Genomic DNA, 24,726 nt, shown 5'->3' with positions numbered 1-24,726 from the left:
CATGTCTCAGCGGAGGACACCCTTGGCAAGAAAAATCTTTGTAGCCGCATCGGGGCAGAACATAGGGAAGACCACCATCAGCGTTTCCTTGCTGCACCTGGCGCAGAAGAAGTACGGCCGGGTAGGTTTCATGAAACCATTGGGGCCCAAGCCGACGGTCCTGCGCGGGATCCCGGTCGACAAGGACGCCGCGTTGATCGCCCAGGTCTTCGGACTCACCAAGGACCTGCGTTACATGTCCCCGGTGGTGGTGTATCCGGACACGACGAAACAGGCGATCGACGGAAAGATCGACCTTCCCGAACTGGGCGAGCGCATACAGACCAGCTTCGCCGAGCTCGAAAAGCACTGCGACTTCATCGTCATCGAGGGGTCCGGGCACCCCGGCGTCGGCACCGTCTTGAACCTCTCAAACGCCCATATCGCCAAGATGCTCGACGCGCCGGTGTTGATGCTGAGCGGCGGCGGCATCGGAAACGTCATCGATACGCTCGCCATGAACACAGCGCTGTTCAAGCTCGAGAGGGCCGACGTGCGCGGCGTGCTGGTGAACAAGCTCTTTGCCGAAAAACGCGACGTCACGCTCGACTACCTCTCCCGTGCCTTCGCCGGACAGCCGTTTTCCATCCTCGGCGGCTTCGATTACAAGCCCGTGCTGGCCAACCCTTCCCTGGGACGCGTGGCGCGCCTGCTCGATCTTCCCTTGAACGGCAACCGCCGCGAGGTGAAGAGAATCATCCATCACGTGCAGATTGGCGCCGCTTCCACGCAAAGGGTCACCGAGATGCTGCGCGATTCCTCGCTACTGCTGGTGACGAGCAGCCGAGACGAACTGCTGGTTACCATCGCCAACCTGTACCAGATGCCCGAGTTTCACCCGCTCATCGCCGGGTTGGTCATCTCGGGGGTCGCCCCCGTCAGCAGCATCACCCAGCGCATCATCGATAGGAGCAGGATTCCCTACTTCCGCGCCGACCAGACCACGACCGATCTCTATAAGATGATCACCGAAGATGTTTCGAAGATCACCGCGAAGGACACGGAAAAGCTCGCCTTGATCCGTTCCCTGGCCGAGCAGCGCCTCGACTTCGACGCCGTCGACGAGCTTTTCGCACAGTAAATAAAAACAGGCGGCCTCCTCTCGGATGGCCGCCTGTGCGTTCCCTGCTTCGGAACGGCGCGTCTTCTGCTTCCCTACTTCTTGTGGCAGTCGGCACACTTGGTCGGGCCGGCGCCCTTGTCCCCGTGGCATCCTTTGCAGGTCTTGTGCGCCCAGTCCTTGCCAAACCCTTCGATCTTGCCGGGGCCCTTTTCGTGGCACACCTTACAGTCCTTCAGGGTCTCCTGGTGTTTCTTGTGGTTGAAGGTCACGTTGCCGTTCTTGGCCTGGAGGGTGATGACATCGGCGGCCAGTACCGCTCCTGCGCTGAAGACGACGAGGGCTGCTGCGACGATTACCTTTTTCATAGATCTGCTCCTTTTCTTCTTGGTTTTTTGCTGCGGAACTGTGGTAAAAATAGCACCTGTCCTGCGGTTCCGTAACCGACATCTATAGCGATGCGACCCGATGTCGGGTCCTTTTCGCCCATGTCGGGTCCCGATCGCCCCTTTTTTTCCCCCTCGGAGTGTACTGGAGATGGTGGACAGCACCGATAAAACGGAGAAGGGAGCTTCTGCCAGCGTCGCCATCGACGGCACCAGGGCGAGGAACGTCCGGGAGGCGAAGAAGCTCACCCAGCTCTACGTAGCAAACGTGGTTGGTGTCACCACCGACACCATTTCACGCTGGGAAAACAACCGCTACCCCTCCATAAAGAGGGACAACGCCCAGAAACTCGCCGACGCACTCGAAGTCACCCTCGAAGAGATCCTGCGCGCGGAGGACCCGGAAGAACCCGACACGCAACCGGTTACCGTACAAGTCCCTTCCCGCAAGAGGGTGCTATTGCCGCTTTCCGTCCTCGCGCTGCTGCTTCTCGGCACCCTGCTCTATTTTATACTACGTCAACCCGCTCCTGCTCCGCGCGCCATACGCTGGGTGCCACGCTTTGCCGCCCCGGGCGAGGTGATTCCGGTCCAGGTGAAGGTCGCCCGCCAGCCCGCCTCTCCTTTCGGTTTCATCCTCAGAGAACGGCTTCCCGCCGGGGCGCGTCTCGTCTCTGCCCTACCCGTCACCTCTTCGACCGAGTCCGAGGGGAAATGGCTCGTTCCGACCGGCGGCGCCCCTGCCACCGTCTCCTATTCCCTCAAGGTCCCCGCCAACTTCCCATCCGGCAAGGATGCCGCGCTCAAAGGGGAACTCGTCGTCCATGGCGGCGAGGGATCCAACCGCGCCGAAAGCGTCGGCGGCAGTACCTCGGTCCACATCGGCGCCTACCACTGGGCCGACAGCAACGGCGACGGACGCATCGACGACGACGAGATCATGCCGGCCTACTACATCTGCGAAGAGATGAAAGGGCTCGGCCTGGACTGGAAGACCATCGAGGCGATCTGGAGCGGCAAAGGGTACCGCTGGGATGCCAAGAGCGGATACACCGTCCTCAAGTAATTGCCGTGCCCCCTTCCTAATTTCACCTCCCGTCTCATAAACATCCCGCCGCCATCTTATTATTAGTTTTTTCTTTCCACCCGCATGCGCCGCATAAAAGGCATGGTAAACTGGAGTGCGTCGATTTCACAGAGGTTTAGAACCTACAGACTCGGCGATGCGACGCCTTATTAATCATCGTGATGGGAGGAATCATGAAAGCATTGATCCTTAGCGCAGACAACTTCGAAGATAGCGAACTGCTCGTCCCCCTGTACCGCTTGCGTGAGGTCGGCTACTCCGTCGTAGTCGCCTCAGAGAAAAGCGGCTCCATCCACGGCAAACACGGCTACGAGGTACCCGTGGACCGGGTCTTCACCGACCTGAACCCCGCCGACTATGCGGTACTCGTGCTACCGGGCGGAAAGGCCCCTGCCGCCATCAGAAACACCCCCGCAGTCCAGGAGATCGTCCGCGCCTTCATGTCGTCCAACAAGCCGGTCGCCGCAATATGCCACGGTCCCCAGATACTCATTTCCGCCGGGCTCCTCAAGGGGCGCAAGGCCACCTGCTACGAGTCGGTTGCCCCGGAACTGCGCGACGCCGGCGCGTCCTACGAGGACATCGAGGTACTGGTGGACGGCAACCTGATCACTTCCAGAAAGCCCGACGATCTCCCGGCTTTCTGCCGCGAGCTCACCAGGATGCTCAAAGCGCAGGGATAGAAGTTCTTTAAAGACGCAAAAAAAGGCGGCTCCCGATCGGGGGCCGCCTTTTTTGTCGACGCTTGATGCTGCTGTTACTTGAGGTTCTTCTTGATCCGCTCCACCGCTTCGATGACGTTGTCGCGGTTGCCGAAGGCGGAGAGACGGAAGTACCCTTCGCCGGAGGGACCAAAGCCGCTACCCGGAGTACCTACCACGTTGCACTCGGTGAGGAGCTTGTCGAAGAAGTCCCAGGAGGAGAGCCCGGCCGGGGTCTTGAGCCAGATGTAGGGGGCGTTCACGCCGCCGTACACGGTGAGACCGGCGTCGGCCAGACCTTCGCGGATGATGCGGGCGTTCTCCATGTAGTAGTCGATGATTTCCTTGTTCTGCTTCCACCCCTCCTCGGAGTAGACCGCGGCAGCGGCCTTCTGGACCGGGTAGGAGGCGCCGTTGAACTTGGTGGTGGTACGACGCAGCCAGAGCTTGTTGAAGGAGTACCTTTCACCGGTTGTCGTGGTCCCCATCACCTCTTCCGGCACGACCACGAGGCCGCAACGCACGCCGGTGAAGCCGGCGGTCTTGGAGAAGGAGCGGAACTCGATGGCGCACTTCTTCGCCCCTTCCACCTCGTAGATGGAGTGCGGGATGGACGGATCGGTGATGAAGGCCTCGTAAGCTGCGTCATAGAAGATGACGGCGTCGTTGGCGAGGGCGTAATCGACCCACTTCTTCAGCTCGGCCTTGCTTGCCACGGTACCGGTCGGGTTGTTCGGGAAGCAGAGGTATATGATGTCGACCTTCCCGGTCGGGAGGGACGGGATGAAGCCGTTTTCCTCGGTGCAGGGAAGGTAGACGATACCCTTGTAGTAGCCCTTCTCGTCCGCCTCGCCGGTGCGCCCGATCATGACGTTGGTGTCGTTGTAGACCGGGTAGACGGGGTCGCCGATGGCGACGACGTTGTCGAGGGCGAAGATGTCGAGGATGTTGGCGCAGTCGCACTTGGAGCCGTCGGAGACGAACATCTCCTCGGTCTTCAGGTCAACGCCGAGCGGCTTGTAGGACTTCTCGATGATGGCGTTGATGAGCCAGTCATACCCCTGCTCGGGGCCGTAGCCTGCGAAGTTCTCGACGGTCGCGAGATCATCCACCGCCTCGTGGAACGCCTTGATGACGGCCGGCGCCAGGGGACGGGTCACGTCGCCGATCCCGAGACGGATCACCTTCGCCTCCGGGTTGGCGGCGGCGAAGGCACGCACGCGGCGCCCGATCTCCGGGAAAAGGTAACCTGCTTTCAGTTTCAGGTAGTTATCGTTTATCTTAGCCACGTATTTCCTCCAGAATTAAACTCTACGGCGGCCGGTGGGTCGCCTGAATCTTTATCTAAGTCCAAGCACGTCCTGCATGTCCCAGACGCCGGGCTTCGCGGTCACGACCCACTTGGCGGCACGCACGGAGCCGCGGGAGAACATGTCGCGGGTGTGGGCGCGGTGGGTAAGCTCGATGCGCTCGCCCATGCCGATGAAGTACACGGTGTGCTCGCCGACGATATCGCCGCCGCGCACGGTCTGCATGCCGATCTCGTCATGGGTGCGCTCGCCGCAGATCCCCTCGCGGTGGTAGTTGGCGACCTTGTTGTAGTCGCGCCCAAGGGCGTCGGCCACGACTTCGCCCATCCTCACGGCAGTCCCGGACGGGGAGTCCTTCTTCAGGCGGTGATGCGCCTCGACGATCTCCACGTCGAAGTCCTCACCGAGGATCTTGGCGACATCGGAGAGCACCTTGAAGCAGACGTTCACGCCAACAGACATGTTCGGCGCGATGATCACCGGGATCTCGCGGGCGAGTTCCGCGGCGAGGGCACGCTCTTCCGGGGTGAAGCCGGTCGACCCGATGACGATGGATTTCTTGTAGAGGGCGCAGACTTCGAGGTTTTTCAGGGACACCTTCGGCGCGGTGAAGTCGATCAGTACGTCGCACCCCTGCACCACGGCGTTCAGGTCGTCGTTGATGGTAACGCCGATGGCGCCGAGCCCCGCGTTGTAACCGGCATCCTGCCCGACCATCGGGTGCCCGGGCCGCTCCAGAGCGCCGGAGAGCTCCACTCCTTCCGTTTCCTTGATGGCGGCGATGATGCGGCCACCCATGCGGCCGGCAGCCCCGCAAACAGCTATTTTAACCATTGGTTTCTCCATTTAATGTGAGTCCCCCTCCCCCCTTGCGGGGGAGGGTCGGGGTGGGGGGGAAGATCTCACCGACACTAGCCGATGGCCGCCTCACCCACCCCCTACCCCCTCCCGTCAAGGGAGGGGGAGGCGTGCGTAAGCTTTAGATAAGCTTGTATTCCTTCATGATGGAAATGAGCTTCGCCTTGTTGGCCTCCATGAGCGGGGCGAGCGGCAGGCGTACTTCGTCGCTGCACTTGCCCATCAGGGAAACCGCGGTCTTTACCGGCACCGGGTTGCTCTCGATGAACATAGCATTGGAGATCTTCAGCAGGTACAGGTGCAGCCTCCTCGCCTCTTCCATGTTCCCGGCGTTGAAGGCATCGACCAGCGCGGAGACTTCCTTCGGCATGATGTTGGCGGTCACCGAGATGACCCCCTTGGCGCCTGCGGCCATCATGGGGAGGGTGATGAAGTCGTCACCGGAGAGCACGTCGAGCTTGTCGCCGCAAAGTGCGAGCACCTCGGAGGCCTGCTGCAGCGAACCGGTTGCCTCCTTGATGGCGACGATGTTGGAGTGCTCGGCAAGGCGTGCAACGGTCTCCGGGAGGAGGTTCACACCGGTACGTCCCGGTACGTTGTAAAGGATCTGCGGCAGTGCCACGGCGTCGGCCACCGCCTTGTAGTGGCGGTAGAGACCTTCCTGGGAAGGCTTATTGTAGTAAGGGGTTACCAGCAACGCACCATCGGCGCCCAGTTCTTTGGCGTGCTTGGTGATCTCGATGGCTTCGTGGGTGGAATTGGAACCGGTGCCGGCGATGACCGGGACCCTCTTGTTCACCTGCTCCACGACTATCTGGATGACCCTGTCGTGCTCTTCATAGCTCAGGGTGGAGGACTCGCCGGTGGTGCCGCAGGGCACGATGGCGTCGGTTCCGTTGGCAATCTGGAACTCGACCAGTTCCCTCAGTTTTTCTTCGTCCACCGCGTGGTTGTTGAACGGTGTTACGATCGCTACGATACTTCCGTGAAACATGGGCTACCTCCTTATGGTAACTATCCGATTGATTTAGTAATTTAAAGGAAAGTGGGGACGCTCTCGCCCTTGACCAAGTCAGCCAGGGTCTCGCGCTCTCGCACCACTTCGAATCTCTTTCCGTCGACCATCACTTCGGCCACCCGCGGGCGGCTGTTGTAGTTGCTGCTCATGGTGAAGCCGTAAGCGCCGGCAGACATGAACGCGATCAGGTCACCGGGCTGGAAATTCGGGATCTCCCGGTCCTTGACCAGGAAGTCGCCGGATTCGCAGATCGGACCGACGATGTCACCTTCGATGATGCCGCTTTGGTTTCTCACCACCGGGCGGACGCCGTGGAAGGAACCGTACAGCGCAGGCCGGGCCAGGTCATTCATCCCCGCGTCGACGATGACGAAGTTCTTTTCCTCGCCCTGTTTAGTGTAGAGGCATCTGCCGACAAGAATGCCGGCGTTGCCTACTAGGTTCCTCCCTGGCTCGAAGAGCAGATGCAACCCGAGGTCTTTGGTCTCCTCGATAATCGAGGAGCCGTAGTCGGCGGGAAGCGGCGGCGCTTCATCGTTGTACTGGATGCCGAGGCCGCCACCCAGGTCAAGGTACTTCACGTCGATGCCCATGTCCCTGACGCCTTCTAAAAAGCGCTTCAGCTTCTTGATGGCGTCGACAAAAGGAGAAACCTTGGTGAGCTGGCTGCCGATGTGACAGTCGATGCCCAGGATCTCCAGGTTATTCATGCTCTTGGCGCGCTGGTACTGCCCGAGGGCGCGCTCGATGTTGATACCGAACTTGGCCTTTTTCAGTCCCGTGGTGATGTAGGGGTGGGTTTCCGGGTCGACGTCCGGATTGACGCGGATGGCGATGCCGGCCTTTTTGTTCAGGCGCCCCGCCACCTCGTTGATCCGGTCGAGTTCCTGCTCCGACTCCACGTTGAACATCAGGATGCCGGTTTTCAAAGCGTAGGCGATCTCGTCGTCCCTTTTCCCCACGCCGGAATAAACCACTTTTTTAGGATCGACGCCGACGGCCAGCGCCCGGTACAGTTCCCCGCCCGAGACGATGTCCACACCACCGCCGAGATTTACGAAGGTCTTGAGGACGGCAAGGTTGGAGTTTGCCTTCACCGAGTAGCAGATCGTGTGAGGCGCACCGGCAAAGGCGTCGTCCATCGCCTTGAAATGACGCTCCAGAGTTGCCCTGGAGTAGATGTAGACAGGGCTTCCTACTTCAGCAACGATATCTTTGATCGCGACCTCTTCAGCGAAGAGCTCGTCACCTTTGTACTGAAAGTGATGCATAAGTCATCCCCCTTCTGTTGAGGTGAAGTTGCCGTCGTAAACAAAAAAAGTTTTTATTTTTAACATATAAACCGTCAAAAAGTCAAAATAATGCTTTGCCGTATTCCCTTGTTGTCAGTGGGTCTTTTTGTCGGTTTCGTCGAGCGGACATTGGTTCGACGAGATCATACCTTCTTCAAAAGGACTCTCTAACCACGGCACCGCCATGCAAGTATAATCGCGAGACTCCCCCTCCCTTGACGGGAGGGGGCTGGGGGGTGGGTGAAGCTGCTAGTGCATCGCTGATGGCATTTACCCCCACCCCCTGCCCCCCTCCCGCAAGGGGAGGGGGAATCCAGGCGACGTTCGCCGGTTCCGATCAATTTGCACAAAATTTAGGCTTTAAATTTGGTACCAAAAACAGGCGATCTCGCCACACGACAAACACTGACCTTCTTTCACAAACACAACCCCTAAAAAACCCCTTTATGCTCGTGTACAAAGAAATCGGTGAAAATTAACTATTTCTTAACTATTATTACCAGCGATCTGGCGTCTCCAGAGCAAGGGAGATTAAAATCGAGCACCGACTCGACCCTGGCTCCAAGTTTCTGCAGTTCCTCTTCAGCGGTCGACACCTCTTCGGCTGCGTTCTTTCCCTTCATGGCGACGATGCGTCCTTCCGGCTTCAGGACCGGCAGCGCCATGGCAACGAAGGAAGGTATATCCGAAAAGGCGCGGGAGACAACCCAGTCGAAATATTCGGGGTAGTCGGCGGCGAGCGTTTCCGCCCGGACATGCAGCGCATCGAAAGATTGGAAGCCCAGCAGACGCACCGCCTGTTTCTGAAAGCTGATTTTTTTCACCACTGCATCAACGGAGACGATGGCCAGATCGGGCTGCACCACCTTCACCGGGATACCAGGAAATCCTCCGCCGGAGCCGATATCAAGCATACGTGCCGGTCCGCGCACCACCTTCAAAAGACTGAGCGAGTCTACAAGGTGCTTCACCGCAATCCCTTCGTCATCAGTTATCGCGGTCAGATTGATCTTACGATTCCACTTTTTCAGCTCCTCCGCGAATAGGTCCAGGCTCTTCAACTGCGCAGCAGTGAGCTCGATACCCAGTTCCGCGGCCCCTTTTTTGAGGAAATCCCTGGCGCGCTCGTTCATCGGCCGTACCTCGCCTTCAAAGCAATGGAAAGGATGGTGATGCCCGCAGGAGTAATGCCGGGGATGCGGGAAGCCTGGCCCAGGGTGTCCGGACGGAACTTCACCAGCTTCTCCCGCACCTCGGTGGAGAGGCCGGAAACGCTGCCGTAATCCATGTCGGCAGGGATCTTCGTCGTCTCCAGTTTGGCGGAGCGCTCCACCTGCTCAAGCTGGCGCTGAATGTACCCTTGATACTTGATCTGAATCTCGATCTGCTCGCGTACCTGTTCTGGCAGCTCCATGATCTCCGGGTAGATGCGGGAGAGGTCCTGACAGGTGAACTCGGGGCGGCGCAGCAACTGCTCATAGCTGATGGCGTTCTGCATGCCGACCAGCCCCCATTCCTCCAGCAATTCCTCACCAGCAGCCGACGGCGCCAGCCTTTCGCTGGATAGGCGCGCCAGTTCGGTATCGATCAGCTCTTTCTTTGCCAGGAAAGAGTTGTAGAGGAACTCCGGCACCAAACCGATCTCGTGCCCCTTCTCCCTCAGGCGCAAATCCGCGTTGTCCTCGCGCAGCAGCAGGCGGTATTCCGCACGGGAGGTGAACATACGGTACGGCTCTTTCGTGCCGAGGGTGACCAGATCGTCGATCATCACACCGATATAGGCTTCGCTGCGGCCCAGAACCAGCGGTTCCCTTCCCTGGACCCGAAGGGCAGCGTTGATGCCGGCCATGAGCCCCTGGGCAGCCGCCTCCTCGTAACCGGACGTCCCGTTGATCTGGCCGGCATGGTAAAGGTTGCGCACCAGCTTCGTCTCCAGCGAGGCGTGCAACTGGATCGGGTTGACGTAGTCGTACTCGATCGCGTAGGCCGGGCGCATGATCTCGACGCGCTCAAGCCCCTCGATACTCCTGTAGAAGGCCCATTGGATATCGATGGGGAGCGAGGTGGACATGCCGCTCGGATAGACCTCGACCGTCTCGCGCCCTTCCGGCTCGATGAAGGTCTGGTGACGGTCCTTGTCCGGGAAGCGCACGACCTTATCCTCGATGGATGGGCAGTAGCGCGGCCCGATCCCCTCGATGATACCGGCATAGAGCGGGGAGCGATCAAGACCGCTACGGATGATCTCGTGGGAGCGCTCATTGGTATAAGCGATGTGGCAGGGAACCTGGCTCTGTTCGATTCTCTCGGTCGAGAACGAGAACGGCACAGGGTTCTCGTCACCGTACTGCTTTTCGAGCCTATCGAAGTCTATGGTTCGGCCGTCGAGGCGCGCAGGGGTACCCGTTTTCAGACGGCCCACGTCGAAACCGTAATCTTTCAGTCCGTCGGACAGGCCGATGGAGGGAAGGTCCCCTGCTCTGCCGCCCGGGTAATGGATCAAGCCGATATGAATGAGGCCGCGCATGAAGGTACCGGTGGTGAGAACGACCGTATTACCCATGAAGCGGACGCCGCCCTTGGTATCCACCCCGATCACCGCGCCGTCCTCGATGACGAGCCCGGTCACTTCGACCTGCTTGAGATCGAGGTTATCCTGCTGCTCCATCACGTGCTTCATGCGCAGACGGTACATCTGCTTGTCCGCCTGGGCACGGGACGCACGGACGGCCGGCCCTTTCTTCGTGTTCAGCACGCGGAACTGGATGCCGGTCGCATCGATGTTACGCCCCATCTCACCACCCAGGGCGTCGATCTCCTTCACCAGGTGACCTTTCGCCAAGCCGCCGATGGCCGGGTTGCAGGACATAAGGGCGATGGCGTCCAGGTTGATGGTGAGCATAAGGGTGGACTGCCCCATCCTGGCAGCAGCAAGCGCAGCCTCGCACCCGGCGTGTCCCGCGCCGACCACAATCACGTCATATTTCTTGTCGTAAACTATCAAAACCTTACTCCATTCGCAGTTTGAGCCTTAGGAACACATTACGAACCCGCCAGGGTTCCATCAACGGGGATACTACTAATCCCAATGCATGTTCCACGTGAAACAATGCTAAAAATACATGTCTATTCAGCGTGTTGCACAACAACACCAAAAACAACAGCCTCATGTAACCGACGAAAGACTTATCCGGAACGATCAATGACTCATCGGATGCGTCCAACGACTCGTCATGTGCGTCCAACGACTCGTCATGTGCGTCCAACGACTCGTCAGGTGCGATCAACGACTCGTCAGATGCGATCAACGACTCGTCAGATGCGACCAACGACTCGTCAGGTGCGATCAACGACTCGTCAGGTGCGATCAACGACTCGTCAGGTGCGATCAACGACTCGTCAGGTGCGATCAACGACTCGTCAGATGCGATCAACGACTCGTCAGATGCGATCAACGACTCGTCAGATGCGAGCAACGACTCGTCAAATGCGATCAACGACTCGTCAGATGCGAGCAACGACTCGTCAGATGCGAGCAACGACTCGTCAGATGCGATCAACGACTCGTCAGATGCGATCAACGACTCGTCAGGTGTGGTCAACGACTCGTCCAACACGGCCGGTGATTCGTCACCACTGTTAACTAGTGGGAGAATCAGATTCCGCAGTCATGTCCCTTCCCTTGGGAACTGGGCCGCCACAGCAAATATGTAATGCGTTAGAACCGGCGTAAGCCACTATAGTTTCGGTGAAAAGACAACCTGTTTCACGTGAAACATCAGCGTGCCCCTACTTCCCGATACAGAAGCTCGAGAAGATCCTATCGAGGATATCGTCCGCGGTGGTCTCCCCGGTTACCTCACCAACCGCGTCGAGCGCATCACGCAAGTCTACAGGAAGAACCTCCAGGTTCATACCGGCTTCAAGATTGCTGACGAAGGAGCGCAGCGAGGCACGGGCCTTAAGCAGCGAATCCCAGTGCCGCGCCTTAGACACTGCGACATACTCGCGGCTGTCTATGGCGTGGCCATGCATGAAAGCATTGGTGATCGCGTCGCGCAAGGAAGGCACACCGGACCCGGTATGCGTGGAGATAGTGACCACGGGCGCGGAGAAATCTGACGGGAGCACAGCCACCGAGGGCAGATCAGACTTGTTCTCTACCACGATACAACTCTTCGCACCAATAGCACGAAGAATGGTTGCATCGTCTTCATCAAATGGTGCGGAGCCGTCGATGACAAAAAGAACCAGGTCGGCTCTGGGTATGCGGTCCAGAGACAGCCGTACGCCTTCCTGCTCGACCTGATCATCCGACTCGCGGATGCCGGCAGTATCGAGCAGTTTGACGGGAAGGCCGTTTATGTTGACCACCTCTTCTATCAGGTCCCTGGTAGTGCCCGGTACCGAAGTGACGATGGCCCGTTTTTCCTTCAAGAGTGTATTGAGGAGACTGGATTTCCCTACGTTCGGCTTGCCGGCTATGACGACCGAAACCCCGTCGCGCAGTACCCTCCCCTCGTCAAACCCCTCTATCAATGCGTCCAGTTCAGCCAGTGCAGGCGAGACCTTACCGAGCACATCGGTTTCGACGGCAATATCGACGTCGTCTTCCGGAAAGTCGATAAGCGCCTCGACGTAGGCCAAGGCATAGACGATCCCGTCCTTCACCGTAGCGATCCGTTTGGACAAGAGCCCTTCGCGCTGGTGTTGAGCAAGTGCCAGGGAGGCATCGGTCCGGCTGGATATGACGTCCATGACGGCTTCCGCCTGTACCAGGTCGATCCGCCCATTCAGAAAAGCGCGCTTGGTGAACTCGCCGGGTTCCGCTAGACGTGCCCCTTCACTGATAACGAGATTGAGGATCCTGGAGACGACGAGAGTGCCACCGTGGCACTGGATCTCGACCACGTCTTCCCTGGTGTAGGAATTGGGCGCCTTCATATAGACAACCATGGCCTCGTCGACTAGGTCGCCACTTTCCGGAGTTACCACAGCGCCATAAGAAAAACGGTGGCTTTTTAGGCCACCGTTCGACTTAGCTTTGAAGATGCTCTCGGCGATCGGCAGGGAGGCAGGGCCGCTGATCCTTACGATCCCGATCCCCCCCTCACCTACCGCTGTGCTGATTGCTGCAATTGTGTCACGTACATACATTGTCGTATCCGTTTCGTGCTAGTCCGTTACCGTCTTGTTGATGTACATCTGCTGCGCGATGGTAAGCACGTTGTTAACCAGCCAGTAAATAACGAGGCCGGACGGGAAATTCAGGAACATGAAGGTGAAGACCACGGGAAGCATCAGCATCATCTTCGCCTGAACCGGATCCATGTTGGTCGGTGTCATCTTCTGCTGGATGAACATGGTGGCGCCCATGATGAGCGGGGTCACGTAGTACGGGTCCTTAGCGGAAAGGTCGGTGATCCAGAGGTAGAACGGCGCGTGCCTGAGCTCGATGGAGTACATGAGCGAGCGGTACAGGCCGAAGAACACCGGGATCTGAACCACCATCGGAAGGCAGCCACCCAGTGGGTTGACCTTGTGGGTCTTGTACAGTTCCATCACGGCGCGGTTCATCGCGTCGCGATCGTTCTTGTGCTTCTCCTTCAGCTCATTCATCTTGGGCTGGATCTTCTGCATGTCCTTCATGGACTTGTAGCTCTTGTGCGTGAGCGGGAAGAACAGCGCCTTCAGGATGCAGGTGATGATGATGATGGCGATGCCGTAGTTGCCGGTGTACTTGTAAAGGAACTTGAGGAAGACCACGAGCGGCTTCGCAATGGCTGCGAACCAGCCGTAATCAATCACCTCTTCGAGCCGGCTCCCCTGCGCCTTCAGGATGTCGAGATCCTTCGGGCCGTAGTAAAGCGCGTAGCTGACGGAAGCGCTCTGCCCGGGGGCGACGCTGACGGCCGGAGACACGATATCCCTCAGCATGGAGTCGCTGCCGGGACGGGAGAGACGCACCTGCGCGATGCTCCCCTTCTCGGCGATGACGCTGTCCATGAAGTACTTGTCGGCGAAGGCGGACCAGAGAACACCCTTGTCGAATTGCACGGGGGCCTTGAGCAGGTTGTCGAGCTTCTCGCTCTTGACAGCATTGTCGGTGAGCGTGGACGGGCCGTAGACCTCGTAACGCCCCCCGCCGGCCTTCTGGTCAACGACACGTGCGTTCTGCAGCAGGTGCAGTGTACCGGATACCTGAGCGGCACCGGCATTCTGAACCTGCTCCACCAGGTCGATCCGGTAGGAATCACCGGAGAAGGTGTAGGTCTTCTTGAACACGACGCCTTGCGGGGTCGTCGTACTGAATTCGAGGGTCCCCTTGTTGGCGTTGGTCAACTGGAGATCATTGCCTGCTACGGCATACATCGAGTTCGGATTCAAACCGAGCTCGCGGGAGTCGCTCAGGAGGCTGAAGCGGTTGGCGGCTGTCTCGTCAACGAGAACGATCCCCTTACCCTTTGCCCCGGCAACGTCCTTGTACTTCTTAAGGACAAACTTCTTCAGACCGGCACCCTGGGTGGAGAAGACCGCGCTGTAGAGATCGGTGTCGACGGTGATGTCACGCGCGGTTGAAGCAGGCTGTGCGGGAACTGCTATGGGAGCAGTCGGTGCAGCAGCTTGCGGTGCCGCGGCAGTAGCTGCGGTGGCTGCCGTAGCGGAACTGACGGCCCCCTGCTTGGCTACGTTACCGGTGGGTGCAGGCTTCGCGGGAGGAAAGACAAAGGTATAAGCGTACAGAACCCCGATGGAGAGCAGTATCGCTACGATAAGACGTTTTTCCATTATATGCTCCTGGAGAGACTAGACTATTTGACCGGATCGTAACCGCCCGGGTGAAACGGGTGGCATTTCAGAATGCGCACTGCCGTCAGCCACAACCCTTTCAGAGGGCCGTATTTTTCCAATGCTTGTAAGGAGTAATGCGAACAGGTGGGGTAAAAACGGCAGGATGGGGCCTTGAGCGGAGATATGAATCTCTGATAGAGAACGACAAGGCCTTTGAGTATGCTAGTGACCATGTTTTTTACGCAGCCGCCCGAAGGCGGCTGCGAGCTCGGTTGAGATCTGGTGAAAGTCAAGCAAGTCCGCCCCTTTCTTGGCAACGATGTTGAAGTCGGCCAAGATGAAAAGAGACTTGTTCTGCCTGTAAAACTCCCGCAGCCTTCGCTTGATGAAGTTTCTGGCTACGGCGTTACCCACCTTCTTGCTAGCGGTAAATCCGACCCTCGTGACGCCACCGTCCTTCGCTTTCCATAACAGCAGAAAATGCGGCGTATGCATCTTCGATGCGCCGTCATTGAACTGCAGGAACTCGGGGCGTCTGCGCAGGCGTTCAGCTTTGGGAAAATCCGAGCAGGACAAAAAGTAGATTACTTGGTAGCAATGCCTACGGAAAGGCGCTTGCGCCCTTTAGCCCTTCTCCTCTTGATGACGAGACGGCCGTTCTTGGTGGACATGCGAACGAGGAAACCGTGGGTCCTCTTCCTGGAGGTATTGCTCGGCTGGAAGGTTCTTTTCATCTTTATCTACTCCTTAAGTCTTGAGGTAACAATGCTTTTAAAGGCAAGTGTCGAACTTAAACATAAACACCAGTTCTTGTCAAGGGCTTTTTCCTGAGCCATTAGCTGCGACAAGTTTTGCCTTGCCAACAAAGGGGACGGCATGTTAGTCTGACACGCTAAAAAAATTAACATAGGCTTAGACTGTTTAAAATCAGATAAGCCACTGAAATTACCTATCTTATTTCTTATCAACAGTTGTTGATAAAGCTGTTTAAAAACAGTGAAAAAAAAGGCCTCTCTCCATGGAAAACATTTGGCTGGAAGCCCAGGCAAACCTGAAACAAGTTCTAACTGAACAGACTTACACGACCTGGATCGAGCCGTTGAAGTTTCTCGGCGCCACAGCCGACACCGTAGTCATCGAAGTACCGAGCGTCTTCTTTCAGAAATGGGTTACCGAGAAGTACCTCTCCATGATCAAGGAAGTTCTCTCCGCGATCACCTCGAAGAATTACCACATAGAGTTCCACGTCGCCGACCCCCAGCCGGAGTCCGCCGAACCTAAGGTGGAAAAGGAACCGAAGGCAAAGGGGAAGGAAAAGGATAAAGAGAAGGAGCAGGACAAAGAAAGGGAAAAGGATAAAGAGCCGGTGAAGGACAAGAAGAACGATCTCGTCCCTAACCTCAACTCCAAGTACACCTTCGAGTCCTTCGTCTCGGGGCCGAGCAACCAGTTCGCCTATGCCGCTTCACAGGCGGTGGCGAACAAGCCGGCCACGAACTACAACCCTCTCTTCATCTACGGCGGCGTGGGTCTGGGTAAGACGCACCTCGTGAACGCGATCGGGAACCAGATCCTGGCAAAGAACCCTAAGGCCAAGATCTGCTACTACTCGTCCGAGAAGTTCATGAACGAGATGATCAACTCGCTGCGTTACAAGAAGATGGACGAGTTCCGCAACAAGTTCAGGAAAATGGACCTGCTGCTCATCGACGACATCCAGTTCATGGCGGGAAAAGAAGCGACCCAGGAAGAGTTCTTTCACACCTTCAACGCGCTCTACGAGTCGCACAAGCAGATCGTGGTGACCTCGGACAAGTTCCCGAAGGACATCCCCGGTCTGGAAGAGCGCCTGAGATCGCGCTTCGAGTGGGGTCTCATCGCAGACATCCAGCCGCCGGGCGTGGAAACCAAGGTCGCCATTCTCAAGAAGAAGTCGGACATGCACGCGGTAAACCTTCCGGACGACGTGGCGCTCTTCCTCGCCGAAGGGGCGACGAGCAACATCCGCGAGCTTGAGGGGATGCTGATCCGCCTGGAGGCCTTCGCGAGCCTCACCGGCCAGGAGATCACCCTAGGCATGGCCAAAGAGGTGATGAAGGACATCATCGTCGAGAAGACCCGCGACATATCCGTTGAGATGATCCAGAAGACGGTGGCGGAACACTTCCGCATCAAGCTCTCGGAGCTCAAATCGGACAAACGCATCAAGACGCTCGTGGTGCCGCGCCAGATAGCCATATATATATGCCGGGAGCTCACCAAGGCGTCCTACCCGGAGATCGGCGAGAAGTTTGGCGGCAAGGATCACTCGACGATAATCCACTCGGTGAAGAAGATCGAGAAGCAGTTAGCGGCCGATGCGGACCTGAAAGCGACTGTGGAAGACATCAAGAAAAAGCTGTTCACTTAGTGGGGAAAACTGTGCATAACTCGGCGGGATAAAGCCGTGTCAAAAAAAGCTGTGCAGAAACTGGAAAAACGACTGAAGTTTTCCCGCACGATTTCCAGAGGCGAAAACGCAGCACTTTCAAAGGTTAAGCATGGTTGTCCACAGTATCAACAGGACACTATCTACTACTACGATCATTACTTATAAACATAATAATAAAAACAGAACCGGAGAGAAGACATGGAATTCAGAATCAGCAAAGAGATTTTTATGAAAGCCCTCCAGAGAATCCAGGGTATCGTAGAAAAGCGCAACACCATGCCCATTCTCTCCAATGCCCTGCTTGAGGTTCACAACGACCAGCTCTTCATCACGGCCACTGACCTCGAGGTCGGCATGAAGAGCTCCTACCCGACCAAGGTCATCCGCGAAGGGAAGATCACCGTCTCGGCCAAGAAGCTTTACGAGATCGTCAAGGAGATGCCGGACGAAGAGATCCTCTTCACCACCAAGGACAACGACTGGGTAGAGATCACCTGCGGCAAGGCCCGCTTCAACATCGTCGGTCTCTCCTCCGAGGAATTCCCCTACTTCCCCAAGGTGAAGGAGGAGAGCTTCCTGATCTTCAAGAACGAGATCCTCGCGGACATGATCGAGAAAACCTCCTATGCCATCTGCTACGACGAGACGAAGTACAACCTGAACGGTGTCTTCATCAAGGCGTTCGAGGAGAACGGCGCCAACGTCCTCAAGATGGTCGCCACCGACGGCCACCGTCTTTCCGTTTCCCAGAAGGCGATCAACGGCAACATCACCGCCGAGCTCTCCAAGGGGGTCATCTTCCCGAAGAAGGGTATCTTCGAGTTGAAGAAGATGGTCGAAGAGGAAGACGGCGAGATCATGCTGGGCTTCATGGACAACAGCGCGGTGATCAAAAAGGGTAACACCGTAGTGGTGATGCGCCTCATCGACGGCGAGTTCCCGGACTACACCAAGGTCATCCCGATGAGCAACGACCGCATCGTGCAGATCAGCCGGGACAAGTTCCTCCATTCCCTGAAGAGGATGTCAATCCTCTCCAGCGAGAAGTTCAAAGGGGTGAAGATCGACGTGAGCCCCGAGCAGGTCATCATCTCCTCCAGCAACCCGGAGCTCGGCGAGGCGCGCGAGGAGATCGAGATCGATTACGAAGGCATCAACATCTCCGCACGTTTCAACGCCAAGTACCTGATCGATGTCCTCTCCGTCATGGAGCAGCGCGAGGTTGAGCTGAAGCTTAAGGACGAGCTTTCCCCGGTGATCATGAAGGCGGTGGAGAGCGAGGAGTTCCTGGCGGTCATCATGCCGATGCGGCTGTAAAAGGGGTGAGAACTAGCCAGCCTGTGTTTTTAAGGCCCTGATGAAACTGATAAAACTCAAACTTGCTTCCTTCCGTAACCTGCAAAACTTGGAACTTGCTCCGGGCAAGAAGTTCAACGTTTTTTACGGCAACAACGGCCAGGGCAAGACCAACCTGCTGGAATCGATCTACCTCCTTGCGACGATGAAGTCTTTCAAGCAGGCGAAAAACGTCGAGCTGATCGCGTTCGGCTCGGAGTTTGCCCTGGTGAAGGGATCGGTCGAGCGGGACCGCGTCACTCGCGAGATAGCGGTACTTCTGGAGAAGCAGGGCAAAAAGGCGAAGATCGACAGCAAGCTCGCGACGCGCCTGGATGATTTCTTCGGCAACCTGAACGTTGTCCTCTTCACGCCGGAGGAGATTTCCATGGTGCGCGGGGGACCCGATTTGCGGCGCAGGTACCTGGACCGGGCGGTATTCACCTGCGATCTCAGTTACCTGTCCGCCTATCACGATTACTCGAAGATCCTTAAGAACCGAAACGCCCTCCTGAAGATCGGCGAGAGTTCCGGGATCGAAGTCTGGACCGAGCAGCTGATCCAGGCGGCGCAGCTCGTGATCGAGAGAAGAAAGGCGTACCTCTGCGAGATAGGAAAGCTGTTGCAGGGGTTCTACAGCGAGATTTCCGGCAACGACGAGACGGTGCAGATCGAGTACCGGCTGCACGGGGTGAACGAGGAAGCCTTCCTTCGTGATCCTGCTGCGGCGCTGGCCGATGCGCTGAAGGCACACGCGGCGGAGGAAAGGCGGCGCATGACCACCGCCATCGGACCGCACCGCGACGACCTCTACTTCGGCTTGAACGGTCGCTCGGCACGTCACTTCGCCTCGCAGGGACAGCAGCGCTCCTTCGTACTGGCCCTGAAGATGGCGGAGATCGAGTACATAACGAGATGTTTCGAGGCGCCTCCGGTACTCCTTCTGGACGACATGACAAGCGAGCTCGACCGGGAACGCAACAGGAACCTGATGGATTTCCTGAAGAAAAGGGAAATGCAGGTCTTCATCACCACGACGTCGCTTGCCAACGTGGCGATCGATGAGATGGAAGAGAACAGGACCTTCCGGATCAAGGAAGGAAAAATTTTGCAGTAGCTGTTCACCGCCAGATCAAAAACTCCTCCCGGAGGGGGGAGGTCGGGTGGGGGCTAAACATCTAAAACAACACAATAGCATCCCCCTCCCTCACCCTCCCCCTCCGGGGGAGGGGATAGTTTAACTGAAATTTCTTGAAAGAGGTAACGATGAGCTCAGAAGAACAAAGCGATTACGGGGCGGATAAGATCCAGATTCTCGAAGGACTGGAAGCGGTAAGAAAGCGTCCGGCCATGTACATCGGTTCCACCGCTGCTCAGGGTCTGCACCACCTGGTTTACGAACTGGTGGACAACGCCATCGACGAGGCGCTGGCCGGCTACTGCGATGCCGTACAGGTCACCATCCACCTGGACGGGTCGGTTACCGTCGAGGACAACGGCCGCGGCATCCCGACCGACATGCACCCGACCGAGGGAAGGAGTGCGGCGGAGGTAGTCCTCACCGTGCTCCACGCGGGCGGCAAGTTCGACAACACCTCCTACAAGGTTTCCGGCGGCCTGCACGGCGTGGGTAGCTCCGTCGTCAACGCGCTTTCGACCAAGCTCGAGCTGGAGATCCGCAGAAACGGTCAGCTCTTCACCCAGAGCTACCGTAGGGGCGTGCCCCAGGCGCCGCTCGCCGTCACCGGCGAGACCAAGAGGCGCGGCACCAAGATCACCTTCCTCCCCGACGGCGAGATCTTCGAGACCACCGATTTCTCCTTCGATGTCCTCTCCAAGAGGCTCAGGGAGCTCGCCTTCCTGAACGCCGGCGTGCGCATCAAGATCCACGACGAGCGTACCGAGAAGGACCACGACTTCTTCTACGAGGGCGGCATCAGGAGCTTCGTCGAGTATCTGAACAAGAACAAGAACCTGGTCAACCCGGAGCCGATCTACATCAAGGGTGAGAGAAGTGGCGTCGATATCGAGATCGCCATGCAGTACAACGACTCGTACGACGAGAAGATCTTCTCCTTCGCCAACAACATCAACACCCACGAGGGTGGGACGCATCTGATCGGCTTCAAGGCGTCGCTCACTCGCACCATGAACAACTACGCGACCGCCAACAACCTGTTGAAGAACGTGAAGGTGGCGATCTCCGGGGACGACCTCAGGGAGGGACTCACCGCCGTCATCTCGGTCAAGATATCTCAGCCGCAGTTCGAGGGGCAGACGAAGACCAAGCTCGGCAACTCCGAGGTGAAGGGGTACGTCGAGACCATGATGAACGAAAAGCTCGCGATGTACCTGGAAGAGAACCCGGCGATGGCGAGAAAGATCCTGGAGAAATCGATCGACGCGGCGCGTGCCCGCGAGGCGGCCAGGAAGGCGCGTGAACTGACCCGCAGGAAGGGGGCGCTCGAAGTGGGGACGCTTCCGGGCAAACTCGCCGACTGCCAGGAGAAGGACCCGGCGCTTTGCGAACTGTTCCTCGTCGAGGGCGACTCCGCAGGGGGCTCCGCGAAGCAGGGGCGCGACCGCAAGTACCAGGCGATCCTTCCCCTCAAGGGGAAGATCCTCAACGTCGAGAAGGCGCGCTTCGACAAGATGCTCGCCTCCCAGGAGATCAGGACGCTGATCTCGGCCCTTGGCACCTCGATCGGCAAGGAAGACTTCGACATCGCGAAGCTTCGCTACCACCGCATCATCGTCATGACGGATGCGGACGTCGACGGCTCGCACATCCTGACGCTTCTGCTCACCTTCTTCTTCCGCCAGATGATGGAACTGATCGAGCGCGGCTACCTCTACATCGCCCAGCCGCCTCTGTACAAGATCAAGCGCGGCAGGAAGGAACAGTACCTGAAGAACGAGGCCGCGCTCCAGGCCTACCTCCTCGAGGAAGGGACCGAGGATATGACCCTGAAGCTCGGCTCGGGGACCGACGAGCGCGTCTACCGCGGCAAGCAGATCATCCCCATCCTGACCCAGCTCATCGACTTCAACGACCTGTTGGACAAGGTGGTCAAGAAGGGGATCAACGACCAGTTGCTGCGTGTGTTCCTCAAATCCGGCGTGAAGCAGGGGCTGGAGGAAATGTCGGACCTCGCGGCACTGCTGCCGAAGATGAAGGAGGCCTGCCCCGAGACCGACGCCCAGATCTACACGGACAGCATGCTGTTCGCCTTCGGGAACCTGCGCGTGAAGATCGACCAGCAGATTTTCGAGGTGCTCGAATCCTACGAGTACGGCATGCTGCTGGAGAACTACAAGAGGGTACGCTCCCTCATGGGAGCGGGCCCCGCCGTCATCATGGGACCGGAAGACAAGGTCATCTTCGAGAGCGAGAGCCAGGGCGAGATCCTTGCCTGGTTCATGGAGAGCGCGAAGAAAGGGCTCTACATCCAGCGCTACAAAGGCCTGGGCGAGATGAACCCGGAGCAGCTCTGGGAGACAACCATGCACCAGGAGAACAGGGTGCTCCTGCAGGTGAAGATCGAGGACGCGGTCGCCGCCGAGGAGATCTTCACCGTGCTCATGGGCGACCAGGTCGAGCCGCGCCGCGACTTCATCGAGCAGAACGCGCTCAACGTCTCCAACCTCGACGTTTAAAGAAAAAAAATTTCCCCTCCCGCCGGGAGGGATAGCGTTTTGCATATATTCTCTGCAAATCAATTGTGATGGCATATTTCGGGGCATTTCACCCAAATCTGCCGCCTTTTGACCGGAAAGGGTTTTCTAAATGCTGAATCAACTGAACAAGGTATCGGTAAACATCGAAGACGAGATGAAGCGCTCCTACATGGACTACGCCATGTCGGTCATCGTCGGCCGCGCGCTTCCGGACGTACGCGACGGACTCAAACCGGTGCACAGGCGCTGCCTCTTCGCCATGTACGACATGTCCAACGACTGGAACAAGCCGTACAAGAAATCGGCCCGCGTAGTCGGCGACGTAATCGGTAAGTACCACCCCCACGGCGATACCGCCGTCTACGACACCCTGGTCAGGATGGCCCAGGACTTCTCGCTCAGGTACCCGCTGGTCGACGGCCAGGGGAACTTCGGCTCCATCGACGGCGACTCCCCGGCGGCTATGCGTTACACCGAGATCAGGATGGAGCAGCTCGCCCACGAGCTTCTGAACGACCTGGACAAGGAAACGGTCGCTTTCGGGCCGAACTACGACGACTCCTTGAAGGAGCCGCTCGTCCTTCCTTCCAAGTTCCCGAACCTCCTGGTGAACGGCTCCGCCGGCATCGCGGTCGGCATGGCGACCAACATCCCGCCGCACAACCTCTCCGAGGTGATCGACGCGATCGTCGCCATCATCGATAACCCGCAGCTCACCTTCGAGGAGCTGGTGGAACTGGTACCCGGCCCGGACTTCCCGACCGGCGGTTTCATCTACGGCCGCGAAGGGATCATGAAGGCCTACTCCACCGGGCGCGGCATCATCCAGATGCGCGCCAAGGTACAGATCGAGACCCAGAAGAAGACCGAGCGCCAGTCCATAGTGGTCACCGAGATCCCGTACCAGGTGAACAAGGCGAGGCTGGTAGAGAAGATCGCCGAGCTGGTCAAGGAGAAGAAGATCGAGGGGATATCCGATCTCAGGGACGAGAGCGACCGCGAGGGTATGCGCGTCGTCATCGAGCTCAAGAAGGACGAGAACCCGACCATCATCCTGAACCACCTGTACAAGCAGACCCAGATGCAGTCCTCCTTCGGCATCATTATGCTGGCCATCGTGCACAACCGGCCGCGCGTCCTGACGCTCAGGGAGACCATCGACTTCTTCATCGAGCACAGAAAAGAAATCGTCACCCGCCGTACCATCTTCGACCTGAAGAAGGCCGAGGCGAGGGCCCATATCCTGGAAGGCCTGAAGATCGCCCTCGACAACCTGGACGAGGTGATCGCCCTCATCAAGGCGAGCGCGTCTCCGGCCGAGGCGAAGGTCGGCCTCATGGAGAAGTTCGGCCTCTCCGACCTGCAGGCCCAGGCGATCCTCGACATGAGGCTGCACCGCCTGACCGGTCTCGAGCGCGAGAAGATCCTCGAGGAACTGCGCGAGATCCTGAAGTACATCGCCCGCCTGAAGGAAATCCTCGCTTCCGAGGCCGAGATCCTGAAGATCATCGTGGGCGAACTGCTCGAGCTCAAGGACAAGTTCGGCGACAAGCGCAGAAGCGAGATCGTCATGCAGACCGCAGACATCTCGCTCGAGGACACCATCGTCGAGGAAGACATGGTGGTCACCATCTCCCACACCGGCTACATCAAGCGTAACGCCGTCACCCTGTACCGCGCGCAGCGCCGCGGCGGCAAAGGGAAGACCGGGATGAAGACCAAAGAGGAGGATTTCGTGGAGCAGCTGTTCATCGCCTCCACCAAGGACTACCTCATGTTCTTCACCGATGCCGGCAAGGTGTACTGGCTCAAGGTGTACGAGATCCCGGAGGCGGGTCGCGCCGCGCGCGGCAAGGCGATCGTGAACCTTCTGAACCTCGCCAACAACGAGAAGATCACCACCATCCTCCCGGTCAAGGAGTTCGTGGACGACAAGTTCATCATGATGGCGACCAGAAACGGCGTCGTGAAGAAGACGAACCTGATGGAGTACTCGCACCCGAGGGTGGGGGGCATCATCGCCGTCAACCTGGACGAGGGGGACAAGCTCATCTCGGTGGCGCTCACCGACGGCAAGCAGGACGTGCTCTTAGCCACCGCCACCGGCAAGGCGATCCGCTTCAAGGAAGACGACGTCCGCACCGTGGGTCGTGTCTCCCGCGGCGTGCGCGGCATGACGCTGGAGGATGACGACGTCGTGATCGGCATGGAGATCCTGAACGAGAACTTCACCGACTCCACGATCTTCACCGTCACCGAGAATGGCTACGGCAAGCGCACCGAGATCAGCGAGTACCGTACCCAGACCCGCGGCGGCAAGGGTGTCATCACCATCAAGACCACCGAGAGAAACGGCCAGGTGGTCGACATCAAGCAGGTGGTGGACGACAACGACCTTATGCTGATCACCGACCAGGGCAAGATCCTGCGCGTGTCGGTGGCGGGCTTCTCCATCATCGGCAGGAACACCCAGGGGGTGCGCCTCATGGTGAAGGAAGAGAACGAGCGCGTGGTCGCCGTGGCGCGCCTCGCCGAGAAAGAGGACCAGGACGAGAACGAGGACGAGAACGAGATCGACGATATCGTGGAACTGGAGTCGGAGGGTGGCGAGGGCGAGGAGTAAGCGCCCGGCAACAAGCTGTCCGACCAGTCGGACCAGTCTGACTAGTCGGACCGGTCCGACCGGTCCGACCGTCCGACAGAACCACAGGCAGTACAGCAGCAATCAGCAGCAGCCGG

At 58.1% G+C, this 24,726-nt stretch carries 21 protein-coding genes; 8 read left to right on the top strand and 13 right to left on the bottom strand.

Annotation, left to right across the window (positions count from 1 at the left end; translation table 11 throughout):
* Nucleotides 1–22: 22 nt before the first annotated feature.
* Nucleotides 23–1,120, top strand: coding sequence for a phosphotransacetylase family protein (locus tag E8K79_RS14015; protein ID WP_136515260.1), 1,098 nt, complete (start codon nt 23–25; stop codon nt 1,118–1,120).
* A 74-nt stretch (nt 1,121–1,194) separates the two neighbouring features.
* Here the strand turns inward: E8K79_RS14015 and E8K79_RS14010 are convergent, their stop codons facing one another.
* A complete protein-coding gene (locus E8K79_RS14010; RefSeq protein ID WP_135868973.1) occupies nt 1,195–1,467 on the bottom strand; it encodes a cytochrome c7 in 273 nt (90 codons plus the stop codon).
* 169 nt (nt 1,468–1,636) lie between these two features.
* Here E8K79_RS14010 and E8K79_RS14005 point away from each other — a divergent pair, with 169 nt between their 5' ends.
* Both E8K79_RS14005 and E8K79_RS14000 read left to right on the top strand, forming a co-directional pair.
* Nucleotides 1,637–2,551 (top strand): helix-turn-helix transcriptional regulator, encoded by a 915-nt coding sequence (locus E8K79_RS14005; protein ID WP_136515259.1) that lies wholly within the window; start codon nt 1,637–1,639, stop codon nt 2,549–2,551.
* Between the two features lie 194 nt (nt 2,552–2,745).
* A complete protein-coding gene (locus tag E8K79_RS14000) occupies nt 2,746–3,255 on the top strand; it encodes a type 1 glutamine amidotransferase domain-containing protein (RefSeq protein WP_129125056.1) in 510 nt (169 codons plus the stop codon).
* Nucleotides 3,256–3,329: 74 nt separating this feature from the next.
* Here E8K79_RS14000 and E8K79_RS13995 read toward each other — a convergent pair whose 3' ends face one another.
* The 12 genes from E8K79_RS13995 to rpmH all read right to left on the bottom strand — a co-directional run bounded on the left by E8K79_RS13995 (nt 3,330) and on the right by rpmH (nt 15,277).
* The gene (locus tag E8K79_RS13995; protein WP_136515258.1) at nt 3,330–4,562 is read right to left on the bottom strand and encodes an LL-diaminopimelate aminotransferase; all 1,233 of its coding nucleotides are present in this window, start codon (nt 4,560–4,562) and stop codon (nt 3,330–3,332) included.
* A gap of 51 nt (nt 4,563–4,613) precedes the next feature.
* Nucleotides 4,614–5,417, bottom strand: a complete 804-nt coding sequence (gene dapB / locus E8K79_RS13990) for a 4-hydroxy-tetrahydrodipicolinate reductase (RefSeq protein WP_135868977.1) — start codon at nt 5,415–5,417, stop codon at nt 4,614–4,616.
* Between the two features lie 145 nt (nt 5,418–5,562).
* A complete protein-coding gene (gene dapA, locus E8K79_RS13985) occupies nt 5,563–6,435 on the bottom strand; it encodes a 4-hydroxy-tetrahydrodipicolinate synthase (RefSeq protein ID WP_135868978.1) in 873 nt (290 codons plus the stop codon).
* Nucleotides 6,436–6,476: 41 nt separating this feature from the next.
* Nucleotides 6,477–7,730, bottom strand: coding sequence for a diaminopimelate decarboxylase (lysA, locus tag E8K79_RS13980; protein WP_136515257.1), 1,254 nt, complete (start codon nt 7,728–7,730; stop codon nt 6,477–6,479).
* 500 nt (nt 7,731–8,230) lie between these two features.
* Nucleotides 8,231–8,884, bottom strand: a complete 654-nt coding sequence (rsmG, locus tag E8K79_RS13975; protein ID WP_136515256.1) for a 16S rRNA (guanine(527)-N(7))-methyltransferase RsmG — start codon at nt 8,882–8,884, stop codon at nt 8,231–8,233.
* The gene (gene mnmG / locus E8K79_RS13970; RefSeq protein WP_136515255.1) at nt 8,881–10,755 is read right to left on the bottom strand and encodes a tRNA uridine-5-carboxymethylaminomethyl(34) synthesis enzyme MnmG; all 1,875 of its coding nucleotides are present in this window, start codon (nt 10,753–10,755) and stop codon (nt 8,881–8,883) included. The genes rsmG and mnmG overlap by 4 nt, the downstream gene beginning before the upstream one ends.
* Nucleotides 10,756–10,759: 4 nt before the next feature.
* Nucleotides 10,760–11,353 carry a hypothetical protein gene (locus tag E8K79_RS21315; protein WP_198419823.1) on the bottom strand — a complete coding sequence of 198 codons (594 nt, stop codon included), beginning with the start codon at nt 11,351–11,353 and terminating at the stop codon, nt 10,760–10,762.
* Nucleotides 11,354–11,540: 187 nt separating this feature from the next.
* Nucleotides 11,541–12,908, bottom strand: a complete 1,368-nt coding sequence (mnmE, locus tag E8K79_RS13960) for a tRNA uridine-5-carboxymethylaminomethyl(34) synthesis GTPase MnmE (protein ID WP_136515254.1) — start codon at nt 12,906–12,908, stop codon at nt 11,541–11,543.
* An 18-nt stretch (nt 12,909–12,926) separates the two neighbouring features.
* The gene (yidC, locus tag E8K79_RS13955) at nt 12,927–14,540 is read right to left on the bottom strand and encodes a membrane protein insertase YidC (protein WP_136515253.1); all 1,614 of its coding nucleotides are present in this window, start codon (nt 14,538–14,540) and stop codon (nt 12,927–12,929) included.
* 23 nt (nt 14,541–14,563) lie between these two features.
* The gene (gene yidD, locus E8K79_RS13950) at nt 14,564–14,764 is read right to left on the bottom strand and encodes a membrane protein insertion efficiency factor YidD (protein ID WP_216629319.1); all 201 of its coding nucleotides are present in this window, start codon (nt 14,762–14,764) and stop codon (nt 14,564–14,566) included.
* A gap of 1 nt (nt 14,765) precedes the next feature.
* Nucleotides 14,766–15,119: a ribonuclease P protein component gene (gene rnpA / locus E8K79_RS13945; RefSeq protein WP_136515252.1), complete on the bottom strand. Its 354-nt coding sequence runs from the start codon at nt 15,117–15,119 to the stop codon at nt 14,766–14,768.
* 8 nt (nt 15,120–15,127) lie between these two features.
* Nucleotides 15,128–15,277 (bottom strand): 50S ribosomal protein L34, encoded by a 150-nt coding sequence (gene rpmH, locus E8K79_RS13940; protein WP_135868985.1) that lies wholly within the window; start codon nt 15,275–15,277, stop codon nt 15,128–15,130.
* 284 nt (nt 15,278–15,561) lie between these two features.
* On the opposite strand from rpmH, the gene dnaA reads away from it, so the two are divergent.
* From dnaA to gyrA, 5 genes are all read left to right on the top strand, one after another.
* A complete protein-coding gene (gene dnaA / locus E8K79_RS13935) occupies nt 15,562–16,953 on the top strand; it encodes a chromosomal replication initiator protein DnaA (RefSeq protein ID WP_135868986.1) in 1,392 nt (463 codons plus the stop codon).
* Between the two features lie 219 nt (nt 16,954–17,172).
* Nucleotides 17,173–18,291: a DNA polymerase III subunit beta gene (gene dnaN / locus E8K79_RS13930; protein ID WP_136515251.1), complete on the top strand. Its 1,119-nt coding sequence runs from the start codon at nt 17,173–17,175 to the stop codon at nt 18,289–18,291.
* A 40-nt stretch (nt 18,292–18,331) separates the two neighbouring features.
* Complete coding sequence (recF, locus tag E8K79_RS13925; RefSeq protein WP_136515250.1) at nt 18,332–19,426, top strand: DNA replication/repair protein RecF; 1,095 nt, start codon at nt 18,332–18,334, stop codon at nt 19,424–19,426.
* A 149-nt stretch (nt 19,427–19,575) separates the two neighbouring features.
* Nucleotides 19,576–21,966, top strand: a complete 2,391-nt coding sequence (gene gyrB, locus E8K79_RS13920; protein WP_136515249.1) for a DNA topoisomerase (ATP-hydrolyzing) subunit B — start codon at nt 19,576–19,578, stop codon at nt 21,964–21,966.
* 130 nt (nt 21,967–22,096) lie between these two features.
* Nucleotides 22,097–24,610 (top strand): DNA gyrase subunit A, encoded by a 2,514-nt coding sequence (gene gyrA, locus E8K79_RS13915; RefSeq protein ID WP_136515248.1) that lies wholly within the window; start codon nt 22,097–22,099, stop codon nt 24,608–24,610.
* Nucleotides 24,611–24,726 lie beyond the last annotated feature (116 nt).

Origin of the sequence: Geomonas edaphica (assembly GCF_004917075.1) — a bacterium.
Classification (GTDB): domain Bacteria; phylum Desulfobacterota; class Desulfuromonadia; order Geobacterales; family Geobacteraceae; genus Geomonas; species Geomonas edaphica.
The sequence above is the reverse complement of the archived record's forward strand: the minus strand, read 5'-3'. Positions and strand labels throughout refer to the sequence as shown.

What these genes read in the sequence shown, in the direction of transcription:
- E8K79_RS14010 (WP_135868973.1), bottom strand. Translation starts at nt 1,467, where the DNA reads ATGAAAAAGGTAATCGTCGCAGCAGCCCTCGTCGTCTTCAGCGCAGGA.
- dapA (WP_135868978.1), bottom strand. Translation starts at nt 6,435, where the DNA reads ATGTTTCACGGAAGTATCGTAGCGATCGTAACACCGTTCAACAACCAC.
- dnaN (WP_136515251.1), top strand. Translation starts at nt 17,173, where the DNA reads ATGGAATTCAGAATCAGCAAAGAGATTTTTATGAAAGCCCTCCAGAGA.
- rpmH (WP_135868985.1), bottom strand. Translation starts at nt 15,277, where the DNA reads ATGAAAAGAACCTTCCAGCCGAGCAATACCTCCAGGAAGAGGACCCAC.
- E8K79_RS14000 (WP_129125056.1), top strand. Translation starts at nt 2,746, where the DNA reads ATGAAAGCATTGATCCTTAGCGCAGACAACTTCGAAGATAGCGAACTG.
- gyrB (WP_136515249.1), top strand. Translation starts at nt 19,576, where the DNA reads ATGAGCTCAGAAGAACAAAGCGATTACGGGGCGGATAAGATCCAGATT.
- gyrA (WP_136515248.1), top strand. Translation starts at nt 22,097, where the DNA reads ATGCTGAATCAACTGAACAAGGTATCGGTAAACATCGAAGACGAGATG.
- recF (WP_136515250.1), top strand. Translation starts at nt 18,332, where the DNA reads ATGAAACTGATAAAACTCAAACTTGCTTCCTTCCGTAACCTGCAAAAC.
- mnmE (WP_136515254.1), bottom strand. Translation starts at nt 12,908, where the DNA reads ATGTATGTACGTGACACAATTGCAGCAATCAGCACAGCGGTAGGTGAG.
- E8K79_RS14005 (WP_136515259.1), top strand. Translation starts at nt 1,637, where the DNA reads ATGGTGGACAGCACCGATAAAACGGAGAAGGGAGCTTCTGCCAGCGTC.
- yidC (WP_136515253.1), bottom strand. Translation starts at nt 14,540, where the DNA reads ATGGAAAAACGTCTTATCGTAGCGATACTGCTCTCCATCGGGGTTCTG.
- lysA (WP_136515257.1), bottom strand. Translation starts at nt 7,730, where the DNA reads ATGCATCACTTTCAGTACAAAGGTGACGAGCTCTTCGCTGAAGAGGTC.
- dnaA (WP_135868986.1), top strand. Translation starts at nt 15,562, where the DNA reads ATGGAAAACATTTGGCTGGAAGCCCAGGCAAACCTGAAACAAGTTCTA.
- rsmG (WP_136515256.1), bottom strand. Translation starts at nt 8,884, where the DNA reads ATGAACGAGCGCGCCAGGGATTTCCTCAAAAAAGGGGCCGCGGAACTG.
- dapB (WP_135868977.1), bottom strand. Translation starts at nt 5,417, where the DNA reads ATGGTTAAAATAGCTGTTTGCGGGGCTGCCGGCCGCATGGGTGGCCGC.